This is a genomic window from Streptomyces sp. NPDC005963 (genome assembly GCF_040638655.1).
Classification (GTDB): domain Bacteria; phylum Actinomycetota; class Actinomycetes; order Streptomycetales; family Streptomycetaceae; genus Streptomyces.
The window spans coordinates 412,405-437,981 of record NZ_JBEXVD010000001.1 but is presented as its reverse complement, the minus strand read 5'-3'; the positions used below and the strand labels follow the sequence as shown (position 1 = coordinate 437,981).

General features: G+C 68.2%; 25 protein-coding genes. 9 read left to right on the top strand and 16 right to left on the bottom strand.

Translation table 11 applies throughout. The features are described from left to right. The first annotated feature begins 66 nt into the window (after positions 1-66). The 3 genes from ABZ348_RS01800 to ABZ348_RS01790 all read left to right on the top strand — a co-directional run bounded on the left by ABZ348_RS01800 (position 67) and on the right by ABZ348_RS01790 (position 2,135). Positions 67-753 (top strand): helix-turn-helix domain-containing protein, encoded by a 687-nt coding sequence (locus tag ABZ348_RS01800; RefSeq protein WP_358928254.1) that lies wholly within the window; start codon positions 67-69, stop codon positions 751-753. Further along, positions 750-1,487 carry an SRPBCC domain-containing protein gene (locus ABZ348_RS01795; RefSeq protein ID WP_358928252.1) on the top strand — a complete coding sequence of 246 codons (738 nt, stop codon included), beginning with the start codon at positions 750-752 and terminating at the stop codon, positions 1,485-1,487. The genes ABZ348_RS01800 and ABZ348_RS01795 overlap by 4 nt, the downstream gene beginning before the upstream one ends. A 75-nt stretch (positions 1,488-1,562) precedes the next feature. Then, entirely contained in the window at positions 1,563-2,135 is a 573-nt protein-coding gene (locus ABZ348_RS01790) for a dihydrofolate reductase family protein (RefSeq protein ID WP_358928250.1), read from the top strand. Between the two features lie 191 nt (positions 2,136-2,326). On the opposite strand, the gene ABZ348_RS01785 is transcribed toward ABZ348_RS01790, so the two are convergent. Beyond that, complete coding sequence (locus ABZ348_RS01785; RefSeq protein WP_358928248.1) at positions 2,327-2,881, bottom strand: AAA family ATPase; 555 nt, start codon at positions 2,879-2,881, stop codon at positions 2,327-2,329. Between the two features lie 490 nt (positions 2,882-3,371). On the opposite strand from ABZ348_RS01785, the gene ABZ348_RS01780 reads away from it, so the two are divergent. The 3 genes from ABZ348_RS01780 to ABZ348_RS01770 all read left to right on the top strand — a co-directional run bounded on the left by ABZ348_RS01780 (position 3,372) and on the right by ABZ348_RS01770 (position 6,340). Next, entirely contained in the window at positions 3,372-4,538 is a 1,167-nt protein-coding gene (locus ABZ348_RS01780) for a low temperature requirement protein A (protein WP_358928247.1), read from the top strand. 482 nt (positions 4,539-5,020) lie between these two features. Further along, positions 5,021-5,296 carry a hypothetical protein gene (locus tag ABZ348_RS01775; RefSeq protein ID WP_358928245.1) on the top strand — a complete coding sequence of 92 codons (276 nt, stop codon included), beginning with the start codon at positions 5,021-5,023 and terminating at the stop codon, positions 5,294-5,296. 321 nt (positions 5,297-5,617) lie between these two features. Continuing rightward, positions 5,618-6,340, top strand: a complete 723-nt coding sequence (locus tag ABZ348_RS01770; protein ID WP_358928243.1) for a class I SAM-dependent methyltransferase — start codon at positions 5,618-5,620, stop codon at positions 6,338-6,340. 58 nt (positions 6,341-6,398) lie between these two features. Here ABZ348_RS01770 and ABZ348_RS01765 read toward each other — a convergent pair whose 3' ends face one another. From ABZ348_RS01765 to ABZ348_RS01725, 9 genes are all read right to left on the bottom strand, one after another. Beyond that, complete coding sequence (locus ABZ348_RS01765) at positions 6,399-7,286, bottom strand: GNAT family N-acetyltransferase (RefSeq protein WP_358928241.1); 888 nt, start codon at positions 7,284-7,286, stop codon at positions 6,399-6,401. A gap of 175 nt (positions 7,287-7,461) precedes the next feature. Continuing rightward, positions 7,462-8,226, bottom strand: coding sequence for a tetratricopeptide repeat protein (locus tag ABZ348_RS01760; RefSeq protein ID WP_358928239.1), 765 nt, complete (start codon positions 8,224-8,226; stop codon positions 7,462-7,464). 86 nt (positions 8,227-8,312) lie between these two features. After that, entirely contained in the window at positions 8,313-9,383 is a 1,071-nt protein-coding gene (locus ABZ348_RS01755; RefSeq protein WP_358928237.1) for an LLM class flavin-dependent oxidoreductase, read from the bottom strand. Positions 9,384-9,386: 3 nt separating this feature from the next. Next, a complete protein-coding gene (locus ABZ348_RS01750) occupies positions 9,387-10,253 on the bottom strand; it encodes an ABC transporter substrate-binding protein (protein ID WP_358928235.1) in 867 nt (288 codons plus the stop codon). Continuing rightward, complete coding sequence (locus ABZ348_RS01745; RefSeq protein WP_358928233.1) at positions 10,250-11,143, bottom strand: ABC transporter ATP-binding protein; 894 nt, start codon at positions 11,141-11,143, stop codon at positions 10,250-10,252. Before ABZ348_RS01745 ends, ABZ348_RS01750 begins: the two co-directional genes overlap by 4 nt. After that, positions 11,140-11,970 carry an ABC transporter permease gene (locus ABZ348_RS01740; RefSeq protein ID WP_358928231.1) on the bottom strand — a complete coding sequence of 277 codons (831 nt, stop codon included), beginning with the start codon at positions 11,968-11,970 and terminating at the stop codon, positions 11,140-11,142. Before ABZ348_RS01740 ends, ABZ348_RS01745 begins: the two co-directional genes overlap by 4 nt. Further along, the gene (locus ABZ348_RS01735) at positions 11,967-12,968 is read right to left on the bottom strand and encodes an NrtA/SsuA/CpmA family ABC transporter substrate-binding protein (protein ID WP_358928787.1); all 1,002 of its coding nucleotides are present in this window, start codon (positions 12,966-12,968) and stop codon (positions 11,967-11,969) included. The genes ABZ348_RS01740 and ABZ348_RS01735 overlap by 4 nt, the downstream gene beginning before the upstream one ends. A 5-nt stretch (positions 12,969-12,973) precedes the next feature. Then, the gene (locus ABZ348_RS01730) at positions 12,974-13,990 is read right to left on the bottom strand and encodes an ABC transporter substrate-binding protein (protein WP_358928229.1); all 1,017 of its coding nucleotides are present in this window, start codon (positions 13,988-13,990) and stop codon (positions 12,974-12,976) included. Between the two features lie 259 nt (positions 13,991-14,249). Beyond that, positions 14,250-14,357, bottom strand: coding sequence for a putative leader peptide (locus tag ABZ348_RS01725; RefSeq protein ID WP_358928227.1), 108 nt, complete (start codon positions 14,355-14,357; stop codon positions 14,250-14,252). Positions 14,358-14,714: 357 nt separating this feature from the next. On the opposite strand from ABZ348_RS01725, the gene ABZ348_RS01720 reads away from it, so the two are divergent. Continuing rightward, positions 14,715-15,461 carry an IclR family transcriptional regulator gene (locus tag ABZ348_RS01720; protein WP_358928225.1) on the top strand — a complete coding sequence of 249 codons (747 nt, stop codon included), beginning with the start codon at positions 14,715-14,717 and terminating at the stop codon, positions 15,459-15,461. A gap of 47 nt (positions 15,462-15,508) precedes the next feature. Here the strand turns inward: ABZ348_RS01720 and ABZ348_RS01715 are convergent, their stop codons facing one another. The 6 genes from ABZ348_RS01715 to ABZ348_RS01690 all read right to left on the bottom strand — a co-directional run bounded on the left by ABZ348_RS01715 (position 15,509) and on the right by ABZ348_RS01690 (position 21,538). After that, complete coding sequence (locus tag ABZ348_RS01715; RefSeq protein ID WP_358928223.1) at positions 15,509-16,159, bottom strand: nucleoside deaminase; 651 nt, start codon at positions 16,157-16,159, stop codon at positions 15,509-15,511. Beyond that, the gene (locus ABZ348_RS01710; protein ID WP_358928221.1) at positions 16,152-17,285 is read right to left on the bottom strand and encodes an LLM class flavin-dependent oxidoreductase; all 1,134 of its coding nucleotides are present in this window, start codon (positions 17,283-17,285) and stop codon (positions 16,152-16,154) included. Before ABZ348_RS01710 ends, ABZ348_RS01715 begins: the two co-directional genes overlap by 8 nt. Then, positions 17,282-18,469 (bottom strand): hypothetical protein, encoded by a 1,188-nt coding sequence (locus ABZ348_RS01705; RefSeq protein WP_358928219.1) that lies wholly within the window; start codon positions 18,467-18,469, stop codon positions 17,282-17,284. Before ABZ348_RS01705 ends, ABZ348_RS01710 begins: the two co-directional genes overlap by 4 nt. Then, complete coding sequence (locus tag ABZ348_RS01700; RefSeq protein ID WP_358928217.1) at positions 18,466-19,509, bottom strand: DegT/DnrJ/EryC1/StrS family aminotransferase; 1,044 nt, start codon at positions 19,507-19,509, stop codon at positions 18,466-18,468. Before ABZ348_RS01700 ends, ABZ348_RS01705 begins: the two co-directional genes overlap by 4 nt. Then, on the bottom strand, positions 19,506-20,339 hold the full coding sequence (locus ABZ348_RS01695; protein WP_358928215.1) for a zinc-binding alcohol dehydrogenase: 834 nt from the start codon (positions 20,337-20,339) through the stop codon (positions 19,506-19,508). The genes ABZ348_RS01700 and ABZ348_RS01695 overlap by 4 nt, the downstream gene beginning before the upstream one ends. A 662-nt stretch (positions 20,340-21,001) precedes the next feature. Then, on the bottom strand, positions 21,002-21,538 hold the full coding sequence (locus ABZ348_RS01690; RefSeq protein ID WP_358928213.1) for an EF-hand domain-containing protein: 537 nt from the start codon (positions 21,536-21,538) through the stop codon (positions 21,002-21,004). A gap of 1,024 nt (positions 21,539-22,562) precedes the next feature. Here ABZ348_RS01690 and ABZ348_RS01685 point away from each other — a divergent pair. Beyond that, on the top strand, positions 22,563-22,850 hold the full coding sequence (locus ABZ348_RS01685) for a hypothetical protein (protein ID WP_358928211.1): 288 nt from the start codon (positions 22,563-22,565) through the stop codon (positions 22,848-22,850). Positions 22,851-24,095: 1,245 nt separating this feature from the next. Further along, positions 24,096-25,574 (top strand): sugar transferase, encoded by a 1,479-nt coding sequence (locus ABZ348_RS01680; RefSeq protein WP_358928209.1) that lies wholly within the window; start codon positions 24,096-24,098, stop codon positions 25,572-25,574. Positions 25,575-25,577 lie beyond the last annotated feature (3 nt).

Sequence of the window (25,577 nt, the reverse complement as noted above, 5' to 3'; positions counted from 1 at the left end):
TGCATCACCCATGCCGAACAATATTTTTGTCTTGACAATTTTACCTGTCGGATGGACCCTGGAGGGGTGCTGGATGTCGCTGTGATCGAAGAACCCGCTGCGGCCGAGGCGTCCCTGGACCCGATGCGATCCCGGATCCTCGCCGCCCTGGCCGAGCCGGGCTCGGCCGCCATGCTGGCCGTCCGCCTGGGGTTGCCCCGGCAGAAGGTCAACTACCACCTGAAGGAGCTGGAGCGCCACGGGCTGGTCGAGCTGGCCGAGGAGCGTCGCAAGGGCAGCGTCACCGAGCGGGTGTACGGGGCGACCGCCGCCTCCTACGTGATCTCCCCGAGCGCTCTGGCAGCCGTCAGCCCGGATCCCTCCCGGTCTCCCGACCAACTTTCCGCCCGCTGGCTGCTGGCCCTGGGGGCCCGGCTGGTACAAGAGGTCGGAACGTTGCTGACCGGAGCCGCCCGGGCCAAACAGCGGGTCGCGAGCTTCGGCATCGACGCAGAGGTGCGCTTCGCATCAGCGGCCGACCGGATGGCGTTCGCGGACGAACTGGCGCAGGCGGTGGCCGGTCTCGTCGGCCGCTACCACGACGAGTCCGCCCCGGGAGGGCGGAGGAACCGCGTGATCGTCGGGCTCCACCAGATCCCCGCACCCCACCCCGGCGCTCGGCCGAGCACAACAGGCCCCCAGCAGGAAGCCCGGGGGACTCGCGCGTACGAAATCGAAGCAGGACAGGAAGCAGGACAGGAAGAACGACCATGACGCACCCGTTCGAGATCGAGTTGGAGACGGTCCTCCCTGCGAGCCCGGAAGAGGTCTGGGAAGCGATCGCAACAGGACCGGGGATCGACTCCTGGTTCATGGGCCGCAACGAGGTGGAGCAACGTGAGGGCGGGGTCTCCGCCATGGACACCGGGGGCCACCGCGAGGAGGCGGTGATCACCGCCTTCGAGCCCGGCAAACGCTTCGCCGCCCGGACCGCCCAGGGCGAGGACGGCCGGTTCATGGCCTTCGAGTACCTGATCGAGGGGCGGGACCGCGGCAGTACCGTGCTCCGCGTGGTGCACAGCGGTCTGCTCGGCGACGACTGGCAGGACGAGTACGACGCGCTGCGCCGCGGCTGGCCCTTCCACCTCCACACGCTCCGCGAGTACCTGGCCCACTTCCCCGGACGGACCGCGGTCCCCGTCTTCGCCATGGCGCCATCGCATGGGAAGACGCCGCAGGAGGTGAGGGCGTCACTCACCCGTGCACTGTCGCTGCCGGCTCGGGTCGCTGTCGGCGCACGCGTGCACGCCGAGCTGGCTGGACTGCCGCCGCTGGACGGTGAAGTCGTCTGGTCCGACGACGAGCGGATGGAAGTCCGTACCGCCGACGGGATCTACACCTTCCACCACGGCTCCGGCGTGGCGCTCATGTTCCACCACCTGTTCGGGCCGGACACGGACGGGGCCGAGGCCGCCTGGCAGCGCTGGCTGACCGGTCTCCTCGTCTGACAACGGCCGCTCCCCGAGTCGGCGATGGTCCCCCGAACAAGCGAAGATCGACACAAGACAGCAAGGAAGCAACCGATGCGTACCCTGATCAGCACCGCGTTCATCTCGCTCGACGGCGTCGTGGAGGGACCGGGCGGTGAGCCCGGCTACCGCAACTCCGGATGGACGTTCAAGGACGTCGAGTTCCTCCCCGAGGCCTTCGACATCAAGGGGCGGGAACAGAAGGAAGCCACCGCGATCCTGATGGGGCGGACCAGCTACGAGGCGTTCAGCCCGGTCTGGCCGGAGATGGAGGACTTCGCCGACTACAAGTCGATGCCGAAGTACGTCGTCTCCACCACCCTCACCGACGACGACCTGGTTGCGAACTGGGGTGAGACGACGATCTTGCGCTCCCTCGACGAGGTCGCCGCCCTCAAGGAGACCGAAGGCGGTCCGATCATCGTCCACGGCAGCGCCACCCTGAACCGAAGCCTCGCCGACGCCGGTCTGATCGACCGCTACCACCTGCTCGTCTACCCACTGCTGCTCGGCGCGGGCAAGCGACTGTTCCCCGCCACCGACAAGGACACGCAGAAGCTGAAGCTGGTCGAGCACGCCGTGTACGCCAACGGCCTCCAGTTGAACGTCCTCGACGTCGTCCGCTGACCGGCCACGGGAACCAGCCCCCTGGGCACCCACGCCTCTGCGCGGACCTGTGCGCCTCGACGACGCAACGAGGGTTGCTGTCCCCACCCGCCCGCACGGCGTCAGGACAACGGGAGTACGGACCCGGTGACGTCGGACGAGTCCGGCCCGTTGCCGGTCGCGAAGACGGGAGGCATGTCACGGCCCCCGTTTCACTGCGCGGGTGTCTGCGGCAGGGCGTTGGCGATCGTTGACTGGACCGTGGCGACGCGGTGGGCCAGGTCGGCGGCAGGGATGTCGATGAGCTCGTAGCCGAATCTGCGGTAGCTCTCTTCGTGGATCTTCTCGAAAGCCAGTGATTCCTTGAAGGTGATGCGTCGGGCGGCGGTGGGCTCGCAGAACCCGAGATTGCGGACGAAGAACACGTGCCGCTCGTAGACCCCCTGCGAGGTGATCCGTTCAAGCTCTGCGGCCAGGGCGGGGGACACCGGCCATCCCAAGTAGGTGGTGAGGGCGTGGGTGCAGACCGGCGATCGGTCGAACACCTGCACAGGGCCGGTGGCTTCCAGCTGTCGGTGCCGTTGAAGTGCGACGATCTCGTCGATGAACGGCGCCCGTGTCCAGGGCTGGTCCTCGCCGCGACCCTGCGCCTGTGCGATGACGGCTGTTGCCGCCTCCTCGACCACTCCGTAGCCGAGCTCTCCCAGGCGCCGCAGGATCGATGTCTTGCCCGCGCCCGGTGTGCCGGTGAGAACGTACCGTTGCATGGGCGGTCACTGTATCGATCCCGCACCGGTGCGCGGGAGTTGCAGGGCCGTATCCCCTGACCGCGCCGCGGCAGTGCTGGTCGTGTCGTGGGGCAGTTCGCCAGCAGGGCCGGCACCGGTCTGTGGCCCGCGGCGCCGTCAGGGCAGATGAGGGTACGACGGTTCCGCGGCGTTCCGGTCGTCGCACACCAGGAGGAGGACGACGGCGCGTTCGGTACTGAGCGAGCAGCGTGCGTCTTTGGCCACCGCACCATGATGCACTTTGGCGCATCCGTCACTATCACGTCTCTCCCGCCTGACGTCGAGCGTCACCCGCCGCAACGACTGCCGGGGCCGACCGCCTGCCGTCATGGGCGATCGGCCCCGGCCGACCCGGCGGCGGACGGCCGTACGGGAAGGCCCGGGGCCGAGACCGTCGTGCGGAGGACACAAGGGGGGACCTGCGGAGTGTCGGCCGTTCCGGACGACGTCGTGCGCACAGCCTGGGGGAGTGAGCAACGCAACCCGGCCGGGCGCGGCCCCGCGAGGGCAGGAGACCCGAGCCAACTGGTTCGAGCTCTTCTTCGACCTCGTCTTCGTGGCCACCCTCTACGTGATGGCGCACGAACTGCGCGGGGACCCGTCCCCCGCCGACTTCGGCGCCTTCCTCGTCCTGTTCTTCCCTGCCTGGTGGGGTTGGGTGAACCTGATGATGACCGTCAATGTCTTCGGACCGGCCAACCCGCGTGCACTCGCCATGCTGGTGGCTGCCATGCCGGGGTTCGGGCTGATGGCCGCCGCCTCACCGGAAGGGCTGGGCGACCGGGCATGGGCGTACGCACTGGGCGCCGCGTGGGTACGGCTTGCGTACCTGCCTCTGTGGTGGGGACGGGCCCGCAACTCCGGCGCCCTGCTCTCTCCGTGGCAGCCCCTGCTCTACGGGCTGTTGCCCGGAATGTTGTGGGCCGTCTCAGCCGCGGTCCCCGGCGCAGGCCGCTTCGTCCTGTGGGCGGTGGCCGTCGGACTGGAACTCCTCCTGCTCACCACGGGCGGGGGGCTGTCCGGGGCCTTCGGCGCCATGTCCGTGGGACACCTCGTCGAACGGGTCGGACTCTTCGTGGTCATCGCGCTCGGGGAGAGCGTCCTCACCACGGTGACCACACTCGCCGACAGCTTCACCCTCGCCTCCGGTACCGCCGCCCTGGCCGGGTTCGCCACCGTCACCGTCCTCGCCGGAAACTACTACCTCCGGAGCTCCCCCGGCGCCGCCCGCATCCTGGACCTCGCCGAACGGACGCAAGCGGCCGGCACGATCCGCGACAGCGTTATGTTCTTGCCCTTCCTCCTTCTCTCGGGGGTCGCCGTGCTGGCCGCCGCGCTCGGTACCACCGTCACGGAACCCCAGGACACACTGCCGCCCGGCGCCCTCTGGGCACTGTGCGGCGGCCTCCTCGCATTCCATACGGCGAACGCAGCCCTGTTCCTCCGCCACGGTCACGAACCCCGCGCCCTGGCGTCCTGGTATCCGCTGTGCCTGGTCCTCAACCTCGGTGTTCTGTACCCCGTCGGGCTGGTCCTGCCCGCCTGGGCGACCGTGGCCGCCGCCGCCCTGCTCAACGGAGGCCAACTGTGGTTCACCGCCCGTCCCCGGTGGAAACGGCGACACGGCCGTCCGTAGCCGTGCGTACAACTGCGGCGCCATGCAACACGAACCAGACAGCACGAACCAGACAGCACGAACCTCAACGGGGACTTCCGGCCGTCGCGCGTGGGGGTCACGCCCTGCCGTACGCCCTTTCCTTGTTGACCGGCGCGCCGTTCGGGCATCGAGGGGAAGCACTGCGATGAAGATCTCCACCCGGGCAGCAGGATCCGGTCCCGGGCCGAGCCCTGCTGTAATGGTCCGGACCTATCCGGAACCGAACCCCCCTGGCTTGCCGTCATGGCGGCTGAGGTGTCGGCAATCAACCGCAGATGTACGAGTAGGCCCCCGCCATCTGGAGGTCACGCGAGTATTATCGGCCGGATTATTTGCATATCAGCCAATTCATTGAGGAATATGCGCTTCCCGTTGATTCATGCGATGTACAGGGACACTCTTCTTTTCGCCACCGGGGCAGGGACCCCGACGGCGAAGACGACGAGGGAGGGCTCAACCTCATGTCTGTTCGCAAGGTGTTCGCCACCATGGCAGTCGCCGCGACCGTGGCCGGTGCCGGGCTCATGACCGCTCCGTTGGCCCAGGCCGCACCACAGGGCGCCTCGGCGAAATCAGCGGTCGGAACGACGAGTTGGTCGTCCCGAGGGGACTACGCCACTCCGGGTGAGTGCGCCCATGCCGGAGGGTGGTTCGTCATGTGGGGCGGCGCGTCCTACTACGAGTGCCCCTTCAACGCGACCACCCAGCGATACGAACTCCGCATCTGGCGCCCGTAGCACCTCCACCAACACCCGCAGTACTGACACCAGCACCAGCAGCACGAATCGCCCGCGACCGGTCACCGGTCGCGGGCGCCTCGCGCGTCCGGTCCGTCCGGTTCGTCCGGTCACAGCACTAGCGTGCGTTGAGCTTGCCCCCTTGCGTCTGCTCAGCGAGATGGATGTGATGGGTGGGAGCCAACGCTACGGCGTTGATATGAGGGCGCTGATGGGATGGGGGAGCACTGTTCCCCCGCCGCTACGGCTGATCGCCGCCGCCCTGCGTGGTCCGCGAAACTCGATGGTTGTCCGGGCTCGATCGTTGCTACGTTCGGTGGCATGGCTGACGACTGTTTCGCGCATCCACGGCTCGCTGCGATCTACGATTCGCTCCACCCCGACCGCAGCGATCTGGATGTGTACCGGCAGGTCACGGAGGAGTTCGAGGCGTCCCGGGTGTTGGACATCGGCTGTGGGACGGGGGTGTTTGCACTTCTCCTGGCCGACCGGGGCGTCGAGGTCGTCGGAGTCGATCCCGCACGGGCGTCCATCGAGGTCGCCCGGGCCAAACCGGGGAGCGAGCGGGTTCGCTGGGTCTGCGGTGATGCCACGGACCTTCCCCCATTGCAGGTCGATCTCGCGACGATGACGGGGAACGTCGCCCAGGCCATCACCGATCCGCACCTCTGGCACGAGACGCTCCGGGGAACGCATGAAGCACTGCGTCCCGGTGGCCGCCTGGTCTTCGAGACGCGAGACCCCGCCAGGCGCGCCTGGGAGGAGTGGACGCGCGAGGACTCCCACGAGGTGGTCGAGATCCCCGGAGTGGGCGCTGTCGAGAACTGGGGGGAACTGGTCGATGTGAGCCTGCCCCTGGTGACCTTTCGCTGGACATACGCGTTCGCGGACGGACAGGTGCTGACATCGGATTCGACGTTGCGTTTCCGCGAGCGCGATGAAGTCGAACGGGACCTGGTCGCCCACGGCTTCGTGGTGGACGAAGTCCGCGACGCACCCGACCGCCCAGGGAGAGAATTCGTCTTCCTGGGCCGTCGGCCGTGACGAGCAGTGCCGGTTCGTCACTCTCCTGGTGGTCGCTGGGATGGCATCGGGATTCTCCCTAGTCGGCTTCCGGCGCGCCGTGGGAGAACTTGTACCCGGCGAAATCGCCGATGTGGACATATCCGATGCGCTGGTAGAGGGCGTTGCTCGTGGGGTTGCCCGGGTCGGTGAAGAGCACGACTTCCGTGGCACCGGCAGCCAGCGCGGCCCTGCTCGCCTCGACTGTCACGGCCCCCGCGTAGCCTTGACCTCGCAGGTGAGCCGGGGTGTAGACGGGGTCCACCCGGACCATGCCGCCGATCACCGAGGTCGCGGCTGCCATGGAGGTGGGCGTGCCGTCCGGGGTCTCCCAGAACGTGAAGTGTCTGTCGCCGAAGCGCGAGTGGGCCCAGGAACCGGCGTCAATCGCCTCGATGGAGACGGTCTCTCCGACCTCGACACAGAACTCCCGGCACCAGCGGACGACTTGCTCGTGGTCCTGCTCGTCCGTGGCGCGTCCCCGTCCGTCCGGGAGCGGCTGTGGTGGGGTGAGTGAGCCGAGACGGTAGAGGTGCGTCCGCCAGAACGGTACCGGCGTTGTGCCCGTCTGCCGCTGCCAGGTCTCGGCAAAGGCGGTGGCCGTGGTGTGGTCCGCGATGACATGGCCGGGGACGTGGCCGAGGGCGGCCAGACGAGCGGCGAGGGTGTCCGTCTGCTCGGCTGAGAGGGGTGTGATGCCCAAGCGGCCCTGGGGAGTGCAGTAGCAGACGGCCTGGACCTCGCCTCCTGTCCAGAGCAGGCCGAAGACAGCGCCTTCGGTGCCCTGGGAGGACGCCCTGTGTTTTCGGAGTTTCTCGATGTCCGTCAGCGGTGTGTTGTGCAGGGCGGGACGTGAGTGCAGGAAGTCTTCGGCTTGAGTGAGAAAGCCGTCGACGTCTGCCGTGAGTTGCCAGTCATCCGGGATCATGCTTCATGATCCCGGATGGCCGCGACACGGGGAGCACGTGCTCAGAGATGCATAGTCCCCACGACTCGATCCACACCCCAGGCGGTACGGCTGAGCGGGCGGGGACCATTCACACCTGGGGAGAAGGGAGGGGCCGACTCATCGCCGTTCCCCAACCCTATGCTTCCGTCCCCGCCTATGTGTTCTGCCATTGAGTGAGGAGGTGGCGGGTGGAGGCCGCGGTCGGATGGGTCGCGCCCAGGGTGCGTTCCATGGCGGCGACGACGGTGGTCATCTCGTCGACGGCCGCATGGTTGTCGGGTGCGGTGCGGTCGTAGTGCAGGATGGTGAGGGAACTGCGGGCGATGAGGACGACCAGATGATCGGGGCCCAGTTGCTCGGTGCCGGCCGTGACGACAGTCCCGTACGCCGCTTCGGCCTCGTCGGTGCGGCCGTCCTGATTGAGCCACTCGGCGAGGCAGTAGTGGGCGGCCAGGACGTCGGGGTGGCCGGGGGACAGGACCGGTGTGATGTCGGCGATCAGCTCCCGTATCGAGGTGAGGCGGTCGGGCAGGCCGCCGGTCTCGCCCTGCACTTGCAGGCTCAACAAACGGGCGGACAGGGTGTCAGGGTGGAGCGGACCCAGTACGCGGGTCAGGTCCGGCAGGACGGACTTGACCCGGGAGAGTGCGAGGTCCGCCCGCCCCTGTGGCAGACACACCGCCGCCGACATGACACGTGCGCGCAGAACGGCCGGATCGTCGGCGCCGAGGCGTAACTGGGCCAAGGCCAGGGGGAACGGCACCTCCTGGTGGGCGAGTCGTGTGAGCAGCACGACCGCGAACAGCGTCACAAACAGATGGATCCAGAGCATGTCTCCGATCGGCACGAACAGGGCACCCGCGCTGCTGAGGATTAGTCCCGCCAAGGGCCAGCGCCACGACTTCGAGATTCGCTGCATTCGGTCATCATCGCGTCTGCGTTGACCGAGAGGAAGCGGTCGAACTGCTCGGGCGCCCGAGCCGCATCCTCGCGGTCCGGGCAGGCTCAGCCGTGGTCGCGCAATGCCGGAAGAACTGTTTCCGCCACTCGGTACGCCTCCTCCAGCAGGGGGTTGCCCGACAGGATGAAGGTGTCGACACCGAGGGCCTGGTACTCCGCGAGCCGTTCCACCACCTGCGCAGTGGAGCCCACGACCGCCGTACCGGGGCCGGGCCGGAAGAGGCTCATCCCCGGCCAGATGTTGGGGTGCTCCTCCAGGTCGCGTGCGTGCGCCGGAACCCGGCCGCCGTGCCGGAACTGGCGCTGCCAGCCGACGCCGTCCTCGGTCGCCTTCACTCCCAGTTGGCGGGCGTAGGTGGCTTCGCTGGTGACGTCCAACAGCCGGTCGGCCGCGGCCCAGGCCGCGTCCTCCGTGTCCCGGACGATCAGATGGACCCGCAGTCCGATCCTCAGCGTCCGCCCGTGTGCCGCGGCCCGTTCGCGCACCCGGTCGAGCTTCTCCTTCAGCAGATGCGGCGGCTCGGCCCAGGTGAGGTACACGTCCACGTGCTCGGCGGCCATCTCGATCCCCGCCGGGGACGAGCCGCCGAACCACAGGGGGATGTGCGGTTCCTGGACGGGCGTGAGCTCGCGCAGCGATGCGCCCGCGTTCCGCAAGTCGTAGAAGCGGCCGTGGTGGTCGAACACCTCACCCGAGGTCAACCGCTTCACGATCGACCAGTACTCGGCGCTGAGCGCATACCGCTCGTCGTGCTCCACGTGAAGGCCGAACTCCCGCAGGGACGCGGTGGAACCGTTGACGACGTTGAACCGCAGCCGACCGCCGAACAGCGTGTCGAACGTCAGCGCCATCTTCGCCAGCAGGGTGGGTGCGATCAGCCCGGGATGGACGGCCAGCAGCGGCTTGAATCCCGGACCGGTCGAAGCGGCGAGCGCGCTCCCCAGCGGCCAGACGTCGTACAGGTCGGTGGCCAGCAGCGCACCGCTGTAGCCGAGGCGCTCCACCGTCCCCGCGAGCTGCTGGAGGTAGCCCAGGTCCACGGGACGGCGTCCCTCGGGTTCCCAGGGGTAGGCCCCCTCCCGGGGGATGATGTACCAGAGGAACTCGGAGGCCATCGCTCAACCCTCCGTACGGGCGACGGCGCGCGTGGTGGTGACCGCGCTGGACAGGAATCCCGCGCGGTGCAGGATGTCGGCGGCCTCCTGCTGCTCCGCGAGGAAAGTTCCGGTGACCGGCTCGATGCGCCAGGGCAGGGCCGCCAGCGCTGCCTCCCAGTCGTCGGTGGAACCACCGAGGTCGTCGGCTGCGATCCGGGCGGCCTCCCGGGGGTGCTCGGCGGCCCAGTCGTCGGCCTGCTGGAGTGCCGTGACCAGGGCGGCGACGATCTCGGGGCGTCCTTCGGCGAAGTCGCGACGGGTGAAGAACACGGAGCGGTCGACGATCACATCGCCGGAGCGCAGGAGGACTCGGGCGGAACCACTGCGCACCGCGGCGGCGAGGTCGGCGCCCTGGGTGATCCAGCCGGTGATCGTGCCGTCCGCGAGGAGCCGTGCGCTGTCCTGTCCAGCAGCGGCTGGCGTGACGTCCGTACCGTAGGAGAGTCCGGCGGAGTCGAGTGCTTTGGCGAGCAGATGGGTCTGCCAGGACCCGATGCCGAGGTGGACGGTGCCACCCTTCAGCCCGGTGATGTCATGGACGGGTCCGTCCGCGGCGACGAGAAGGGCGCCGTGGTCGGGGCGGGGTGCGGAGACTGCGGCGTACACGATGTCGTGGCCGTCGGCCTGTGCGCTGATCGGCGGAGTGGAGCCGGTGCCGCCGAAGTCGAACGTCCCCTCGCTCAGGAGGGCACCGGTGGTGACTCCGTTGGTGTAGTGGTGGAAGGCGACGGTCTCACCGAGGGGCGCGAGGGCCCGTTGTGCATGGTCGAGTCGTGAGAGGTAGGTGAGGGTGGGGTTGTTGGCGTGGACACCGATGGTCACGGTCATGGCAGGGTCGCTCCGGTCGGTTCGGGGGCTTCGAGTGCAGGGGCTCTAACGGAGTCGGAATCAGAACGGGGGTCGGACGCGCGCTCGTGATCGGACGGGCGGTCCTGACCGAGCTCGCTGTTGTGATCGGGTGAGGAGTCGGCTTCCCGGGCGGTGTTCGGGTGGACACCGAGGTCGCCGAGTAGCCGTCGGCGCAGTGCGGAGAAGGCAGGGTGTGCGGGATCGCGGGGATGCTCGATGCCGACCGTCTCGTCGGTGACGAGACGTCCGTCGCGCAGCACGGCGACCCGGTCCGCGAGCCGGACGGCCTCGTCCACGTCATGGGTGACCAGCAGTACGGCGGGCCGGTAGCGGCGGCACAGCTGTCCCACGAGGTCCTGCATCCTTAGCCGGGTCAAGGCATCGAGCGCGGCGAACGGCTCGTCAAGGAGCAGGAGTTCGGGGCGCCGCACCAGGGCGCGGGCGAGGGCGACGCGCTGGGCCTCACCGCCGGACAGGGTGCCGGGCCAGGCATCGGCGTGGGAGGCGAGGCCCACTTCGCGGAGGGCCCGCAGCCCGGTCTCCCGGGTGGCGGCGCCGCGCGGCATGGCGACGACGGTGTTGGCGAGGACCCTTTTGGAGGGGACGAGTCGGGGTTCCTGGAACACGATGGTGCGGGCCTCGGGCACCAGGACCCGGCCGCCGTCGGACCGGTCGAGGGCGCCGAGGATGCGCAGCAGGGTGGTCTTGCCGCTGCCACTGGCACCGAGCAGGGCGACGAACTCACCGCGGGCGATGGTCAGATCGAGTCCGTCGAGGACGGCCCGCTCGCCGAACACCCGCCGCAGTCCATCGACCCTGACGGCGGTGCCGGCGGTGACAGCGGTCTCGGCAGGGGCGGTGTCGGTCATCGGACCGCTCCCAAGGTGGGCCAGGGCATCAGCAACCGCTCCAGCAGCCGGACGGTGCCGTCGGCGGTGAGCCCGAGCAGCGCGTACACGAGGATGCACACCGCCAGGACGTCCGTACGGGCGTACGCCTGGGCCTGGGCCATGAGATAGCCGATGCCCGCGGTGGCGTTGATCTCCTCCGCTGCGACCAGTGCGATCACGCTCAGGGTCATGGACAGCCGCAGTCCCGACAGCAATGACGGCAGCGCGGCGGGCAGGACGACTTCGCGGACGAGCGCGAGCCGGCCCATTCCGAAGGAGCGCATCGCCTCCAGGAGTTTGCGGTCGGTGCCGCGCACTCCGCCTGCGGTGCTGACGTACATGGGGAACGTCGTCGCGAAGGCGATCAGCAGGATCTTCGCCGTCTCGGTGATCCCGAACCAGACCATGAACAGGGGGACCAGGGCGAGGAAGGGGATCGTGCGCATCGCTTGGAGGGAGGAGTCGAGGAGCTCATCGCCGGGTCTGCTGAAACCGGTGACGACTCCGAGGACGACGCCTGCGACCAGCCCCAGGAGCAGTCCGGTCCCCGAGCGGGTCAGCGAAGCGGCGAGGGCGTCCGGCAGTTCACCGTTGCCCCACAGTTCGCCCACCGCGCGCACGACGTCGGGGGGTCCGGCGAGGATGTCGGGGGTGAGCAGTCCGGTGCCGGACGAGGTCCACCAGGCGCCGATCAGCAGCAGCGGTCCGAGGGCGCGCACGGTGAGGGAGACGGCCCTCGGCCGGTCCCGGGGCAGGTCGGGCCGTGGGGTGACGAGCCCTTCGGCGGACCGGGTCGCGGAGCTCATCCCAGGGCCTCGACGTCCAGGATGTGAGGCTTGATGTCGACCGGCTTCCTGAGCACCTTCTGGTCGAGGTAGAAGCGGGCCACGGACTCGAAGCGTTTGATGTCGTCCGCTCCGATCGGCTCGACGGTCCCGCCCTCGCGCAGGATGCGGAGCTGGAGTTCCTTGGCCGCGCCGGTGACGGCGGTCGGTCCGCGATCGGTGAAGACGTTGACGTACTTCTCCGGGTCGGCCTTCTGGGCCCTGCTGCCGGTGCGGAGGTAGTCGTAGAGGGCCTTGACCACCTTGGGGTTCTGCTCGGCGAAACCGGTGCGCACGGCGTGGAAGCTGTAGTTGTCCGAGCCGACGGCGGCTCCGTCGGCGACGAAGCGGGAGTCGCCGCTGCCGAGTTCCGCGACGGAGTAGGCGGCCCAGGACGCCCAGGCGTCCACCTGGCCCGTCTTGTACACGGATGCGGTCTGGTCGGGGCGGAGATAGACGCGTTCGACGTCGCCGGCGGGGACGCCGTGTCGGGCGAGAGCCTTGAGGAGGAGGTACTCGCCGGTGCCCCCCTGGTTCACGGCGACCTTGCGCCCGGCGAGGTCCTTGACCGTGTTGATCCCGGAGTCCTTGCGGACGAGGATGCCCTCGCCCGCGCCGTCCGGGGTGATGGCGCTGAACAGCTTGAACCCGGGCTTCTGGGTGAGGGCGGTCACTCCAGAGGTGATGGATCCGGTGGCGATGTCGAGTTGTCCGGCGTTGAGGGCTTGGGCGGCGGGGGCGAACGGCCCGCTGCTGCCCGTCCATTCGACCCGTGCCCCGACCCGGGCGAGCGCCTTGTCGAGGCTGCCGTCCTTCTTGCCGAGCGCGAGGACGCCCGAGTTCTTCGGGTCGGGGATGCGGATGACGACGGTCTTCTTGTCGCCCGTCGTGTTCCCTTCGGCGGTACCGCAGGCGGCGAGTGGGAGGAGGACGGCGGTCACGGCGAAGGCGGTGGCGGTGCGCTTGGCCCGGCGGTTCAGGGAGTTCACTGGTGGTCCTCTGTGGTGGAAGGTCGGTTGCTGTGGGCGACTGCCCGACGGAGGGGTTCGTGGGCGGTCCAGTCCCGTACGTCGACGGGGGCGGCCAGGAAGCCGTGGCCGCGTAGGGCGCTCTCCTGGCGGGCGAGCAGGTCGAGGCGCTCGTCGGATAGGTCGATGCGCAGATCGCGATGGGTGTGGGCGCGGTAGGCGCCGGCGACGCTCGCGGCGTTCGCTCCGGTCTCCCGGCTCAGTACGTGGGCGAGTTCGTCGGTGTGCTCTGCGGCCCAGTCGGCGGCCCGGACGAGGACGGTGAGGAAGCGTGAGACCAGGTCGGGCCGCTCTTCCAACAGGCTCTCGCGGACGGTGATGGGGCGGGGGGTGCCGTTGTTGATCCGGGTGCGGTGGTCGGGGTGGTCATCGAGTTCGACGGCGATCCGCGCGCCGTACCGGGCCGCTGCCTCGACGGCCGTGGCCCCCTTCGCGTACACGGCGTCGACGGTTCCGGCGCGCAGGGCCGCGAGTTCGGCGGACCACTGGTCGGCGTGCGCCTCGGCGGGTACGTCGACGGGGATGGTGTCCGCGAGGGTGAGGCCGGCGGTGGACAGCGCACCGTCGAAGCCGCGGAGCGCCATCGCCCGCCAGAAGTCGATCGGCAGCGGATGCCGTGGGATGGCGAGCCGTTGGCCCCGCAGTTCGGCGGCCTCCTGGATGGGGGAGTCGGCGGCGACGAGGACGACTTGGCGTTCCTCGATCCAGGTGAGACCGATGAGCCGGGTGGGTTCGCCGCGCGAACGCGCCCACAGGGCGGGCACGTTGCCGCCTTCGCGGAAGAGCCCGTCCAGCGCATGGGTGTAGTGGTGGTCCCGGGCGGTGGCGGCGGGCGCTTCCTGGAGGGAACGGACGGAGATGCCGTCGGTCGTGAACTCGTCGTCCAACCAGCCGAGGTCGGCGGCGATTCCGGTTGCGGTGGGCACGGGGCAGCGGGTGAACCACAGGGTTGCGGGTGGTGTGGAAAGCGTCATGGGCCCTTCTCGGCCGTAGGTGTGGTGGCGGTCGCGTCATGGACCGACAGACCGACGCATGCGCACGGCGACGCCGTGCGTGCGGAGAGTGAGTGCAGGTGGCCAGGGGACGGTGGCCGGGGGATGCCAGGGGCGTACGGGTGTGGCTGGTTGAGCCGGCACCTGTCAGTGGGATGCGACCCGGCCCGACGTACGCCTATGCGGCGGAGGATTCACATGGTGCGGTGGGGCGATGTGGCGCGCGGCCGGGCTCCAGGGGTCAGCGACAGCCGGAGCTGGCGACCCGGACCAGATCGATGTGGCGACGGCTGCTGAGGGCAGGCGTCACCGAGGGCGCCAGGGCGGTGAAGGTCCGGCGGACGGTCACGGCAGCGCTCCTCTCGACGGTCGACGGGGTCGGTGCGCCGACTCTGCCACGCCCTTTGCCTCAGGGACAAGTTGCTTCCCACAATGTGGGATACCTCGGTCTCACCAACGCATTGCACAAGAGTGGTGCGGGCCCTCCCACGCTATGACACCTGAGAACAGGGTGAGTTGACCCGGACCGGGAGTCAGGGAAAGCTGCCACATCATGGGAAGCCCAATCGATGATGACCTGACTGCCCCGCGATCCGCCGGGCGGTTAAAGCCCACCGAAGCACCGGCCGAAGCACCGGCGGACCCCGTATCCGAGCCCCGACCGCCGGGGCCAACGGCCCCGGTCGTCCCCACCGGTTCACAGGCCGTGAGCCGGGCTCTCGGCGTTCTGCACTGTTTCCGAGACAACGGCACCCCGCTGAGTGCCTCGGACATCGCGCGCCGCACCTCCCTGTCGGTGTCGACGGCCCACCGGCTGGCCCGGACCCTCGTCGCGGCAGGATTCCTCGAACAGGACACACACACCGCCCGCTACCGACTGGGCCCCGCCATCACCGAACTCGGCCAACTCTCCTACCACCAACGCGGACTGCACCTCACCGTCCCGGAACTCGCCGACCTCGGGGCACGCACCGGCGCCACCGCCGACCTCGCCCTGCGTGACGGCGTTCACGCGCTGATCCTCGTCGGCGGTTCAGTACGTCACAACACCGGTATCGGACTGCGCCGACCGCTGCACTCCACCGCGCTCGGCAAGGTTCTGCTCGCCTGGCCCGGCGACGACCAGGATCCGGTGGACGCGCTGCCCGGCCTGGCCGCCTTCACGGATCGCACCATCGTCGATCCACAGGCCCTGCGGACCGAACTCGTACGAGTGCGCGAGCGGGGGTACGCCGTCAATGACGGTGAGTCGGCGCACGGTGTGCGCACGGTGGCCGTCCCCGTCTTCGACCACACCGAACGCGCCCGCTTCGCGCTCGCCCTGCGCGCGACCCCGACCGTGCTGACGGACGACCGTCTGCCCTGGTTCGTCGATCAGGCCCGGGCCTGTGCCGCCGCCCTTGAGGTCCTGTTGCTGCCACCGGTCGAGCGTCGCCCCACCACCCGGCCGTGATTACCGAACCGAGCGAAACCCCTGACGGCCGATCGTGTACGAGCACGTCAGAGCCGGGGGATGGTGGGTGAGGTGTCCGAGAAGAAGGTCCAGAAGGCAGCACGCGCTTCGCTGAAGGCAATGTTCCGCACCCCCTTCGCATCCAGGGGGCACACCTCGGCGAACTTGTGGACGGCTGCCAGGAGGTCCGGGCGCGAGCGTTCGTACGACCCCAGCAGGATGCTGTCGCGTCCATGGCGCTGAATGGAACTCACCATGGGCAGGACCTCGCACCACAGGGACCAACTGGTGTCGGCTTCCTGGGTGATGTGTGGCAGACGCCAGGACCCGCTGGTGGTGCCCGGTTCGGTGCCGTCGCAGGACGGATCGTGGCCGAGGTAGCGAATGCGGGAGATCCTGAAGACTGCCGCGGCACCCACGCACAAGGGACACGGTGCCAGCGAGGTGACGAGCGTGCACCCCGGCGCGCGGTCCCGTCCCAAGCTGTAGAGGGCGTTGATCTCGGCATGGGCGAGCGGTGACCCGCTCAGTGCCGGGCTGTCACCCCTGGTGTCGAAGATCTGGTTGTGACCGGAACCGACCAGGGCCACGTCCGCATCCACGACGGCCGCGCCGATCCCGTGGTTTCCGGCGGCGAACGACGTCCAGACCGCGTCCAGCACATGACGCAGCACGCCGTCCGCTGGGAGGTCATTCATGCGGTTGCCGTGTCCTTTCCGCGTCCCAGGTGAGGACGTCGTCGCGCACCCGGGCGCCGAACAGGACCAGGCTGTCATGGACGTGATCCGGGGTGAGGTTGCCGAAGTGCGTCTGTAGCCCCAGTACGCCGACCGGGTGGCGACGCAGCAGAGTCCGTATCTGATCCACCGCCGTACCCGGGGACCCGCAGATCAGGCCGCCGTAGGCGATGCGATCGGCCACCGAGTCGAAGCGACGGCCCAGCAGATGCGCCGACTCCTGGTAGTACTGGTTCGCGAGCGCCTGTTTCTGGACCTCGAACGACCCGGTCAAACAGGTGTGTTGGTAGTGCAGAGCCCCGGCCGCCAGACGTCGGGCCGCGGCGTCCGAGCTTGCGATGACGCACGGGACGTTGATGGCGAAACGGTCGAGGCCCGGTGACCAACCGTCCTCTGCCGCCTGTCTCAGGTAGATCGTGCGGCTGGTCTCGAAGTGTTCCAACACGGCCCCGTCGCGCACGAAGATCTCCGCCATGACCGCGCGGCGCTTCGCGGCCATCCGCACGCCCTCCGCCGATTTGGAGGACATCACAATCTCGGGACGCCGTTGCACCGGGCGTGGCCAGATGGACACCGCCGGGAAGGAGAAGTGCTTGCCCTGCCAGGCGAACGGCTCGGGGCGTTCCCAGGCGGCGAGCACCAAATCGATCGCTTCGCACAGGACGTCGCGGGAGTCGTCGGTACTGATCCCGTAGGCGGAGTAGTTCTGCGGCACTCCCCTCGGGAAGCCCGCGACGAGCCGCCCGTCGGAGAGCACGTCGATCATCGCGTACTCCTCCGCCACCCTGACCGGATTCAGCAGGGGCAGCGGATTTCCCAACACCGCGATGCTCGCCCGACGGGTCCTGGCCGCGACGACGGCGAGGAGTTGGGTGGGATTCGGCACCATGCCGTAGGCGTTCATGTGTTCCTCGCCCATGCCCAGCCAGTCGAACCCCACGTCCTCCGCGGCCACCATGTGCGCCAGGGTGTCCCGCAGGACCTCACCGGCGCGGTCGGGATCGCACGCCCGGTTCGGATGGGGGAAGGTGCCGAACGGCTCGGTGAGATCGGGCCACGGAGCCGAGGTGTAGTGGAGGAATTTCATGGGAGCAGCCCCTGGGCCCGGGAGAACAGGGCACTGGCCGTCACCGGCGTCCGTCTGCGGCGGGCGATTTCGTCGCACCGTCGCCATGCGCTCGTGGAACCGGTGTGCAGCCGCTTCGAGTGCATCAGGATGCTGTGGAGATAGCCGTAGTACTCGGCGGCGGCGTCCTGCGCCTCCGTGGCGGTGGGCCGGTGGCCCGATGCGTTGATGTAGCAGTTCACGAGATGCTCCCTCTCGTCATCGGAGACACAGAGCAGTTGCTCGGTCCACATGACATCCAGCCACCGCGTACCGATCGTGCAGTCCCCGACATCGATCAGATGGAGCATCCCATCGGGTGTCCGGCAGAGGTTGTACGCGTCCATGGCACAACTGATCAGGCGCGATGAGCCGGAGTCCGATGGGCCCAGCGCGTGCAACGCGGCAAGGAACCCGGCTGCTCGGGGGATGATCGACTTCCTCTCCGCCGCGTCGACGTCCCGCACCATGTCGCCGTCGATCCACGGGGTCGTCATCGTCAGCGGCGTGCTCGACACGATGTCCGGTACGTGTACGCCCCCGTCCCCATGGGGTGCTTCACGGTGGAACCTCGCAACCAGCGCGGCGCGCCCGGTGCTGTCGAACAGACGTATCTTGAGGTTCTGCCGGGATCGGCGCAGGACGTGGAAGACGGGCGTTGCACTCGACACCCCTACCGCGCGGATCCGGGCCGCATCCACGACCTTCGTCGCCGTCCCGTTCTCCATCAATCTGTTGAGCCGGTCTACGACTTCGGCCATGATGCGGGCGGGATCTTCGCGGCGCCACAGCACGATCCGAGGGTCGTCGGGCGCGCTGTCGGACGCGGCCATGGGATCGTCATCGATGTGGAGGGAGATCGCCAATTCCTCGGCGACAACGGCTTTGCTCCGGCCGCCGGAACTGAAGACGACGCATTCCTCCAACTCCGGCACGTACTCCGACAGCCACTGTTTGATCGCGGGATGATGGTCGATGGGTCGAGCCGTGAGGATCACGACTTCGGCGAAACAGTCCAGGAGGGCGGCCAATTGCCGTACGCCGGGTCTCGGCCCGGCGGCGGCCACGGATCTCGGCGATCTGAAGAAGACGTGCGGATTAATCCCCCGCAGATCGAGTTCGCCGTGGTGGGTGAGGACGCCGTCGAAGTCCAGGGATGCCCTCAAGCCCACCGCTCCCACGCTCGCAGTACCGCGTCCGCCGTCGCCTCCGGAGTGGTGCGTGCAGTGGGCAGCTGCACGAGTTGCCAGACCAGCCCCTCTGCATTCGGACAGTCCACCGCCCACCGCTCGGTGCGCGGTTTCGCATGGCCGACGGAGTAGCGGTAGGTGATGGGGTCGGTGCCGATTCCCTCGGCCCTCAATGCCAGGTGGAACGAGCGCCACTCGGTCCCGTCCGGCAGTGAGAGGACGAGGTTGTAGCCGTTCGGTGTGCCGTGCACGTCGAGCTCCCGCACGGGCAGTCCCGCCAACAGAGCCATCGTGTCGACCGCGATCTGGCGGCGGGCGGAGACCTTCTGTGCGAGTTGGCCGAGCCTGGCAAGTCCGATGGCCGCGGTGAACGCCGACGGCTTGTAGTTGCGGCCGTCGTGGCTGCCGTCCAGATCGCCGAGCCGACAGTAGCTTCGGACGGAACGGGCCAGGTCACCGGAGTTCGTGAGGACGAAGCCGCCCTCACCGGTACTGAGCATCTTCATATGGTGGGTGGAGAAGCACCCGGCGGTTCCGTGGGTGCCCACCTGCCGCCCGTCGGCCGTCAGCGCGCCATGGGCGTGGGAGGCGTCCTCGACCAGGGGGATCTTCACCTCCGCCACAGCACGCTCCATCGCGGTGTGGGGGAAGGGGTACCCCCACAGCGGCACCTCCACGGCGGCGACCACGCTGTCGTCCACGGCGCGCACGACCTGGTCGGGATCCATTGCCGGGCTGCGCGGCAGACAGTCGACGAACTTCGGCGCCGCGCCGGTTGCCAGGATGGGCATCAGCGTGGGCAGTGGGGCCGCTGCCGACACGAGCACACGTTTGCCGGGCCGAGCGCCGAGGGCGACGAGGGTCGCCTCGATCGCGGCGCTGCCCGAGTTCACCGCGACCGCGTGAGCGGTTCCGAAGTGTGCCGCGAGCTCGGACTCGTACCGGGTGACGAGCTCCGATTTTCCGGACTGGTTAGGGCTGCTCAGCGCGAGCTCCAGCGCTTCCCGCTCGTTCACAACGAACGCCCGCCGTCGACATCGGCGTAGTTGAGCAGGATTTTGAGCGGAGGTCTGTCACCGGTCAGGCGACGGTACGCCGCCTGGGCCGAGGAGAAGGGCATGACGTCCGAGATGAGACTCTCGACGTCGAGTGCTCCCGTGGACAGCAGATGCGCCGATTCGGCGTTCAACCGGTGGAGATCCCACAGCGGTGCCGCACGGTGGGCGCAGCCGTTCACCGTCATGGAGGAGAGCAGCGTGACGCGGTTGCGGTGGAACTCGTGACCGAGGAACAGGCCGGCGTCCTGGTTGCCGTAGGACGACACGATGACCACCCGCCCACCCGGCCTGACGGAGCGGACCGCCACGTCGAGGGCTTCGTAGCGACCGGACGCCTCGATGGCGAAGTCGATCTCGGTGGCCAGGAGCTTCACCGCATGGGCCACTTCTTCTTGCGCCCCGCGGACCGGTTCGGCACCGAAGCGGACGGCGAGTTCCATTCGGGAGGGGTCCGGGTCGACCGCGATCACCCGGCGCACGCCCGCCAACTTGAGCAGCTGCACGGTGAGGAGTCCAACCACGCCCATCCCGGTGACGAGTGCGATGTCACCGATCAGGGGGTTGGCGTCGTGCACCGCCCCGAGCGCCACCCGGGTGAGCGCGAAGACGCTGAAGACCCGCGGACTGACCGCATCCGGTATGCGGAAGTGCGGCGGCATGGTCCGGGTGTCCAGCAAATGGGTGGTCTGATGGGGAGCGTCCAACCAATACCGTGAGCCCAGGTCAAAACCACTGGCTTCCGTTCCCACCTGGACGACTTTCGCCACGTTTTCGTATCCGAGGGCCATGGGGTACGGGCTCTTTGCCGGTGAACGCGGAACGAGTTGTCGTAAGTCCGTATCCCAGGTGTAGGAGAATTTCGGTGCCTGTCCGCTGTAGGCCATTAACTCGGTGCCATGGCTGATGGCCGAGTACAGCGATTCGAGCCGAACACCGTAGGGGTCAATTTCTCCAGCGCTATACGGTTGCAGATGGATCGTTTCGGCAGCCGTCAACATGACACGGAGCGGCACGAAGCACCTCCTGCTAGGCGTGTCGGTCGTCCCTGGCCCTACCCAACGGAACGCGCGCACAGTCGCGGGGGCACACGCGTCTGATCGCGCACAGGGTGCGCCCTGGTGCGAACGGCGTCGTACTGGCAGGCTGGGTGCGGAGGACGTCCGCCACGGCGATCAGTCGACGTACTCGTTGGTGTCGTTGGTGTCGTTGGTACGGCCGTCGACGCCGGGTGTGTTGTCGGCGCCGACGGGCCGTAGCCTTCGACGGTTGTGACGCGGCGATCACAACGCTCTCCGTAGGGCACTGCTTGAACCGTCTGCTCGAACGGCTCCGCCACGGCTGCCAACAGCCATGAATCCGCCACGGGTGCCAACAGAGCCGTCGACAGGTCGAAGAACCCATCCCCGGCCGGTATGTGACCGGTACCGTGCGGCTCGATGGGGCGGTTCCGTCAGGAAGTCGCGCTCGGGACGAGACGGTCGCCCGCGATGCCGGCCCTGTCAGGACGGTAGTAGTCCCGGATGCCCTCCGCCCAGACGGCGACCGGGATGCGGTCGCCCTCCACCGGGCCGAAGACATCGAACAAATCGCCGATGTTCGGCTGTGCGAACCCGATGGCGGTCATCAGAGCGAAGAAGTCCGGCCGGGTGACGAACCCGTCGCCGTCCGGATCGCCCGTTGTGGACAGCGCCTCGGCGAACTCGTCGACGACTGCGTCGAACCGCTGCGGATCGAGCACGACGGCGGTGAACTCCTCCGGGCTGATCCGCCCGTCACCGTCGACGTCCAGCTCCGACACCAGCGTGTCGCCGTACCGTCGGAAGGCGGAGAGGAGCGCCTGACCGGCCTCCTCGTCGGCGGATGGCAGGGCCGCGACCGTCCGGCGTGCCATCAGTTCGAAGTCGGCCGGTTCGAGGAAGCCGTTGCCGTCGGCGTCGAAGAGGGAGAACACGAGCTGCGCGCGGGCGGTGGCCTCGTTGGTGGGCATGGGGGATACCTCTGCTTTCCTGGTGTACGGAGACCGGTGGGTGTGGGGGTTGTCGGGCGTACGGAGACTGGCGGGTGTGTGGGCAGGTCTGGGGAGGCTGTCGGGGACAGACCCCGCTGGCGCCCCACTATCCGGGCGGCCCCCGGCTCCGGGCCACGAAATCCGCCGAGTGCACACCATCGGAGGCAAACCACCAGCGCAGCGCATGACACGGCTCACGACTGGGAACGCGGTCGTACTGCCGGGGCTCGGACGAGTGGCGACGGTGACCTCCATGGGCTTGGCGCCGGGAGGAGACGCCAGTTCGATGTCAGGGTCGTCCGGCCGGGCAACTGCGACTCCGGGCCCGGCGGGGGCGGATCGACGGGAGGTCTTCCAGCAGCGGGACGAGTTCCTGACTTCCTATTGTTCACGGGATCCCGAGCTGTGCGGGTGGGAGGAGGAGTTGGGTATCGTCGTGCCTCATGAGCCCCCAGCGCCCCCTCGTTCGCGAACGGTTTCCTGAGCTCGTCAACGAGTTGGTGACTCTTCTGGCGGAAGACGGCGAGCACGAACTGGCGATCGCTGCTCGGGATCTCCGATGGGTCGCTCCGTGTGACTGTGGTGACGAGTGCTGTCAGAGTTTCACAACGGAACCACACCCGAGTGGGCAGCCGTTCGGCCCGGGGCATCGGTGCGTACCCCTGTCGCCCGCTGAGGGAATGCTCGTCCTGGACGTTGTGAACGGACGGATCATGTACGTCGAGGTGCTCGGTAGGGAACCCCTGCGGGACGTACGCGTTCCGCTGACGGGCGGGACTGAACGGTCCAGTGGTTGAGGGTGATGGCCAGCCGTGAAAGGCGGATGGCCGGACGATCTGCGGGGCAGGGACCGAGGCGATGGCACCGCCGTACTGTCGGGCACGCTTCTCCGTCGTTTCAATGCCACCCCGGTGTCGGTGATGCGCTGGCTCACGTCCCAACAGAGAGTGCGGGCCGTGGCCTGCGCAGAGAAAATTCGATCTGAAGAAATCAGAGTGGAGTCATGGAAGAACACCCGAAGAGCGAACCGAGCGCCGAGTCGGCGGCCATAGCCGAACTCATCGGCGTGGCACGCGAGGAGGCGGAGGGGCGGGGTGGCGACTTTGCGTACCGGGAATCCGGAGGTTGGGAGTCAGTCGCCAACGATGTCGGCTTTTGGTACGAGTGGCATTGGGACGAAGTGAAGGAAGAGTTGGAGAGCCAGGCGGAGGAGCACAACCTGAGCTGGGAATCCGTCGAGGCCGTTGTGCAGGCCGCATTCGAGGAGACGTTCCGGAATTCGTTCGGCTGAGACGGGGTGGCCCCCGGCAGGAGCCGTGACGGCGGATTCCGGCAGCCGAGCACCATCACACGGAGACGGCCCAAGGGGGCATGAGCTCAATGGCCGAGCCATGCGCGCCAGGGCCCCCGAGTGTTTGACACCAGTGCTGGAACCCGAGTGTCAGCATCCATGTCAGTGCCCCGGGATAGGATCCCACGGGCGATGGGCCGGACGGAGATCGTGAGGGACTCGCGGCCATGGGGGGTGGGTCGGACAGGCCCCGGCAGCTTGCTCGGGTCTGCAATTTATTGCCGTTTCTCCACCCCCCACCCGCGCGCCGGTCCTCTCATCCGTCTTCTGGCCAAGGCCGCTGGACGCCGGTCAGTGCGTGGCCGAAAGAGTGTGTCGACAGTCGGCGGAGTCAGATGGAGTCAGGTGGGGGCGTCGCTTCGACCCAGCGGAACGGGCCGCGCTCACACGACGTACATTCTCAGCCAGGGTTGCGTCATCGGGGTCATCACAACTGGACGGACGCACAACCATCAGAGGTTGCAGTGGCACCTGAAGTCACGTACGCCACCGTGGTGTTCAGTGGCAACGGTGAAAACCGCTCTTCCGCCGCCGCGACCATGGGGGAGCCGGTGCTCCGCCGGCGCGTCGGATCAAGATCCGCGCCCATGAGTGACTCCACCTGACGGAGCAGGGCACGGGCGGGCCCGTTGGCGGTGGCGGACGCCTCGGGTCCCCAGTGTCCGAAGTCCGGATAACTCCCAACACCACAGGTCACACCGCATGTCTTCGCCGCCATGACACCCCTTGGTGATCACCGCTCAGCGGACCCAATCTCAAGGCTAAGCACAAATTACACACATCCCCTCCTCATGCTGGCCCCGATGGTCTAGATTGACCGTGCTTCAGCCGTTCGGGCCCGAGGCGAACGTCAATGATCTACAGATCCGGCGCTACAAACAGGCAGCAGTACCCGGCCCCAGACCTTGGGGATGATCAGTTCAAAGAGCCCGACAGGGGCCTTCGGTGCGGGGGAGCACCCGAGGTTTTGACGGGTTTCCGTGCACCACAAGAGCCTGGCAGGACATGCGAGTCCGCTGCCGCCAGGGTGGGTTGTTCGAGTAGCACTTCCATGGGTGGGATGTCGTGCACGGGGGGGCGGGGGCCTCCCGAGGGGAGGAACAGCGCGGCTCGGGAGACGGGAGCTCCCGAGACAGGAACAGTGTGAGGCGAGTACGTCGAACTGCTGGTGACCTGGGGGGTTTTGTGGAGCAGGGGGAGTTAGTCAAACCGTATTCGTCGGCGCGCGGGCGTCCGACGAACGGGGCAATGGGCCAACCCGCGATCGACTGGGAGGAGCGGTACCGCCGTACCGTGATAACCAGCGATACCGTGGCCACCGCTTTAGTGGTGGCGGCGATCGGCAACTTCTTCGGAGCCCGAGACGCCGCCAACTGGCACGAGAAGTGGGGAATACTCGCATTCGGCACCGAACTGCTGGTGCTGGGAGCGCTTGCTTCGAGCCGGTCGTGGGCGCCGGCCGTGCTCGGCCAGGGTGCCGAGGAGTTCCGCCGGCTGGGACGTTCACTTTTCACGGCGGCCGTCGTACTGGCGCTCGGTGGGATCGCCCTCACCTCGCGCAACATCAAGCTCTGGATATTCGTTGCGATCCCTGCGATCGCACTCGTCACCATGACCGCGCGATATCTGTTGCGTCTCCGCTTACACAAACAGCGGAAAGAAGGTCGGTGTCTGCGACCGGTGCTCGCTGCCGGGAGCCCGGCCACCGTACGCGATCTGATCACCCGGGCCCGTAAGTCCCCGCACCTCGGCTGGCGGGTGGACGCGGTGTGCACGACGGACGGTCGCGGACTCGACGGTGACCAGTTGGACGGGGTGCCGGTGGTCGGCCGACTGGCGGACGTCGCCAATCACGTCCGTCGCAACGGCTACCGCGTCGTCGCGGTCACACCGGACCCGCATTGGTCACCTGACCGATTACAGCGGCTGGCCTGGAACCTCGAAGGCAGCGACGCCGAGATGGTCGTCGCTCCCGTGCTGATGGAGGTGGCCGGCCCGCGGTTACACGTCGATGCGGTGCTCGGAATACCACTGCTGAGGGTCAGCATGCCGACCTTCACCGGGGGCCGCAGGGTGGTCAAAGCGGTCGTCGACCGGATGGGCGCGGCGATCCTGCTGATGGTGTTCGCACCGCTGATGGCGCTGGTGGGACTGCTGGTGCTGATGGACAGCAGGGGCGGGGCGTTCTACCGCCAGCGCAGGGTCGGCAAGGACGGCCGCGAGTTCACCATTCTCAAGTTCCGCACCATGGTCGCCGGAGCCGACCGGGCACGTGCCGCACTGGCCGACCGCAACGAAGGCGCCGGCCTGCTGTTCAAGCTCCGCAGGGATCCGCGGGTGACGCGAGTGGGAACGGTGTTGCGCCGCTACTCACTCGACGAACTTCCGCAACTCTTCAACGTACTCACCGGATCGATGTCGCTCGTCGGTCCGCGGCCTCCGCTACCGGAGGAGTCCGCTGCGTACGGCCCGGACATCCGGCGGCGGCTGTTGGTCAAGCCCGGACTCACCGGCCTGTGGCAGATAAGCGGTCGCAGCGACCTGCCGTGGGAGGAAGCGGTCCGCCTGGACCTTCGGTATGTGGAGGACTGGTCGCTCGCCCTGGACACGGTGATCTTGTGGAAGACGCTGCGTGCGGTGCTCTACGGGCAGGGAGCGTACTGATGC

Coding starts and splice junctions, on each gene's coding strand:
- ABZ348_RS01795 (WP_358928252.1), top strand. CDS start 750: ATGACGCACCCGTTCGAGATCGAGTTGGAGACGGTCCTCCCTGCGAGC.
- ABZ348_RS01790 (WP_358928250.1), top strand. CDS start 1,563: ATGCGTACCCTGATCAGCACCGCGTTCATCTCGCTCGACGGCGTCGTG.
- ABZ348_RS01785 (WP_358928248.1), bottom strand. CDS start 2,881: ATGCAACGGTACGTTCTCACCGGCACACCGGGCGCGGGCAAGACATCG.
- ABZ348_RS01775 (WP_358928245.1), top strand. CDS start 5,021: ATGTCTGTTCGCAAGGTGTTCGCCACCATGGCAGTCGCCGCGACCGTG.
- ABZ348_RS01770 (WP_358928243.1), top strand. CDS start 5,618: ATGGCTGACGACTGTTTCGCGCATCCACGGCTCGCTGCGATCTACGAT.
- ABZ348_RS01765 (WP_358928241.1), bottom strand. CDS start 7,286: ATGATCCCGGATGACTGGCAACTCACGGCAGACGTCGACGGCTTTCTC.
- ABZ348_RS01760 (WP_358928239.1), bottom strand. CDS start 8,226: ATGCAGCGAATCTCGAAGTCGTGGCGCTGGCCCTTGGCGGGACTAATC.
- ABZ348_RS01755 (WP_358928237.1), bottom strand. CDS start 9,383: ATGGCCTCCGAGTTCCTCTGGTACATCATCCCCCGGGAGGGGGCCTAC.
- ABZ348_RS01750 (WP_358928235.1), bottom strand. CDS start 10,253: ATGACCGTGACCATCGGTGTCCACGCCAACAACCCCACCCTCACCTAC.
- ABZ348_RS01745 (WP_358928233.1), bottom strand. CDS start 11,143: ATGACCGACACCGCCCCTGCCGAGACCGCTGTCACCGCCGGCACCGCC.
- ABZ348_RS01740 (WP_358928231.1), bottom strand. CDS start 11,970: ATGAGCTCCGCGACCCGGTCCGCCGAAGGGCTCGTCACCCCACGGCCC.
- ABZ348_RS01730 (WP_358928229.1), bottom strand. CDS start 13,990: ATGACGCTTTCCACACCACCCGCAACCCTGTGGTTCACCCGCTGCCCC.
- ABZ348_RS01715 (WP_358928223.1), bottom strand. CDS start 16,159: ATGAATGACCTCCCAGCGGACGGCGTGCTGCGTCATGTGCTGGACGCG.
- ABZ348_RS01710 (WP_358928221.1), bottom strand. CDS start 17,285: ATGAAATTCCTCCACTACACCTCGGCTCCGTGGCCCGATCTCACCGAG.
- ABZ348_RS01695 (WP_358928215.1), bottom strand. CDS start 20,339: ATGGCCCTCGGATACGAAAACGTGGCGAAAGTCGTCCAGGTGGGAACG.
- ABZ348_RS01690 (WP_358928213.1), bottom strand. CDS start 21,538: ATGCCCACCAACGAGGCCACCGCCCGCGCGCAGCTCGTGTTCTCCCTC.
- ABZ348_RS01685 (WP_358928211.1), top strand. CDS start 22,563: ATGGAAGAACACCCGAAGAGCGAACCGAGCGCCGAGTCGGCGGCCATA.